This window comes from Methylibium sp. (assembly GCF_013817365.1).
Lineage (GTDB): Bacteria > Pseudomonadota > Gammaproteobacteria > Burkholderiales > Burkholderiaceae_C > Methylibium.
This window is the reverse complement of the sequence record NZ_JACDCU010000515.1, coordinates 1-2,608: the sequence shown is the minus strand read 5'-3', so window position 1 is coordinate 2,608 and position 2,608 is coordinate 1. Positions and strand designations below refer to the sequence as shown.

Annotated in this window: 2 protein-coding genes and 1 pseudogene; 1 reads left to right on the top strand and 2 read right to left on the bottom strand. The window is 71.0% G+C overall.

The window, feature by feature from the left end; genetic code table 11:
• Positions 1-202: hypothetical protein (locus tag H0W38_RS20675; protein WP_292457726.1), on the bottom strand; the 202-nt coding region annotated here is incomplete at its 3' end.
• Positions 195-1,514 carry a glycosyltransferase family 4 protein gene (locus H0W38_RS20670; protein WP_367162512.1) on the bottom strand — a complete coding sequence of 440 codons (1,320 nt, stop codon included), beginning with the start codon at positions 1,512-1,514 and terminating at the stop codon, positions 195-197. The genes H0W38_RS20675 and H0W38_RS20670, both read right to left, overlap by 8 nt.
• A 358-nt stretch (positions 1,515-1,872) precedes the next feature.
• Between H0W38_RS20670 and H0W38_RS20665 the strand changes: the two are divergent.
• Positions 1,873-2,608 (top strand): annotated as a pseudogene (locus H0W38_RS20665) (hypothetical protein); the annotation flags it as partial.

The window sequence follows — 2,608 nt, the reverse complement described above, 5'->3', positions numbered from 1 at the left end:
AGCGCAGCGAACGAAGCGAGTTCTGCGACGGAGCCACGAGACCGAGCAGCGCAGCGCAGTCGGCCCGCAGGGCCGACCGCCGCACCGAAGCGAAGCCCGCCGCCCGCCCGCGGCTTTGCTCATCACACCGAACAAACGCATGACATTGCGGACCGACGATCCGCAACGGGCTGAGAACAGACAGTCGTTTCATCTCAGGCATGCACCTGCGCCTGCCCCGCCGGCAGGGCTGAACGGCGCACCAGGCTCAGCACTCGCGCAGCGCGGGCGGGTTCCACATTCTTCGGCGCCACGGCCGCGTACACCTCCGCCAGTTCGCGGGCCACCCGCTCCCAGGTGAACAGGGAGCGCACGCGGCGTATGCCGGCGCGCCCCAGCGCCTGCGCGAGCGCCGGGTTGGCATGCAGGTGCACGAGCCGCTCGGCCAGGGCCTGCGGGTTCTTGGGCGACACCAGGTAGCCCGTCACGCCGTCGGCCACGGAATGCTGGATGCCGCCGACGGCGCTGCCGACCACCGGCGTGCCGCAGGCCATGGCTTCGAGCGGGGTGATGCCGAAGGGCTCGTACCAGGGCGTGGTCACGAACACGTCGGCCGCAACGTAGTAGTGGGCCAGCTCGTCGCGCCGGCGCTGGCCCGTGAACGTGACGCGATCCGCCACGCCGCACTCTTCTGCCACGCCGCGCAGCCGGGCGATCTCGGGCGTCTTGCGCTCGTCGGGCTCGCGCGATTCGCCGCCCACCACGAGCAGCCGCGCCGGCACTTCGGGCGGCAGCAGCGCGATCGAGCGGATCACGTTGTCGATGCCCTTGCGCGGCACCAGCCGGCCGAGCTGCAGCACCACGAACTCGTCGTCGCTCAGGCCGAGCGCGCGGCGCGCGGCCGCCTTGGAGCCCGGCGAGAACTCGGTCAGGTCGACCCCGCAAGGCACGGTCGAGATGGCGTGGGGGTGCGCGCCGTACAGCCGCACCAGATCGGCCTCGTCCTGCGGGCATTCGGCGATCACGCGGTCGGCGCGCCGCACGATGCGTTTTTCGATGGCGATGCGCGCCGGCGGGAAAGCGTCGGCCGCCTTCTGATGCTCGCGTCGCACCAGCCCCAGCGCATGAAACGTCATGACCAGCGGCAGGCCGAACACCTCCTTCAGGCGCATTCCCACGAGGCCCGACATGAAGAAGTTGGCATGCACCACGTCGTAGCGCGCGCCGTGCTGCACGAGCCGGCGCGCCGAGCCGGTGAAGGCCGGCATGTGCGGCAGCAGCTCTTCCTTGGGCACGAAAGCAGGCGGCCCGGCGTCGATGTGCAGCACGCGCAGGCCGGAACGCACGTCGACCGTGCTCGGGAGCTGCGGGTCGTCGCGGCGCGTGAACACGTCGACCTGGTGACCGGCTCCCGCCAGGCAGCGCGCGACGTTCGCTATATAGATGTTCTGCCCGCCGGCATCCACGCTGCCAACCGTCGCCAGCGGCGACGCGTGTTCGCTGATCAGCGCAATGCGCAGGGGCTCTGGGCACATGATGAAGGTCGCTGTAGTTTCATGAGCACCGCTCGGCAAGCCGCGTGCCGAAGCGCTTCTCGCCAGAGCGGGGCGAGAAGCGCTTCTCGGCTCGCCGGCTTCGGCCGCGCCGGGACGCGCCGGGCGGCTTGCGGCAACTTCGTTTGCCGGGCGGCAAAAGCTGCCGTGACGTCGTCAGAGCCGGCGCAAGCTGTGGCAGAGTCACCGAACACAAGACGCGGTTCGAATCCACCGCGCGGGAGGGGACGCCTTGATGACAGCGAAGCAGCGATCCGCCGCAGCCGAAGGCAGCCGGCCGCTCGCCATGCCGCGCCCGATCACGCTTCGCGCGCACCTCGTTCGGCTCACTCTGGCCACCTTGCTGCCGGTGATCGCGCTGGCGGTCCTCGGCGCGCTCTTGTTCGCGCAGCATGCCAAGCAGACCTTCGAGCGCGGGGCACGTGATCGCACGCTGGCGCTCGTGACCGCCGTCGACGCCCAACTCCACGGCTCGATCTCGGTGTTGGCCGGGCTGGCGCAATCCGTCCATCTGGAGACCGGCGACCTGCAGGCGTTTTACGATCAGGCGGCCCGGGTCGTGGCCAGCCGATCCGACTGGCTCACCGTGAACCTCGCGCCGCCCTCCGGCCAGCAGATCGTCAATGTGCTGCGGCCCTATCCCGGCGAACTGCCGTCGATCGCCGAACGCAACAGCTTCGACCGCGTGCTTGCGACCGCCCGCCCGGCGGTCGGCGACACCGTATTCGGCAGTCTGACCCGGCAGATCGACTTTCCCGTGCGCGTGCCCGTGGTGCGCGACGGCCGGGTCGAATACGTGCTGAGCGCGGTCGTGCGGCCGGAGCCGTTCACGGTGCGGCTGCCGCGCATCGGCGCGCCGCATGGCACGCCGGATCCCGCACCGGCGCCGGTGCTGGGACCGCGCCGCGTGCTGGTCATCGAGGACAACGACGACGCCCGCGAAATGCTCGCCGTCACGCTGGAGCTGGCGGGCCACGAGGTGCTGCAGCGCGCCGACGGTCTCAACGGCGTGGCCGCAGCGTGCGCGCTACGCCCCGACGCGGCGCTGGTGGACATCGGCCTGCCCGGGCTGGACG

Excerpts from the sequence above, each read along its gene's own strand:
- H0W38_RS20670 (WP_367162512.1), bottom strand. The coding sequence starts at position 1,514 with ATGTGCCCAGAGCCCCTGCGCATTGCGCTGATCAGCGAACACGCGTCG.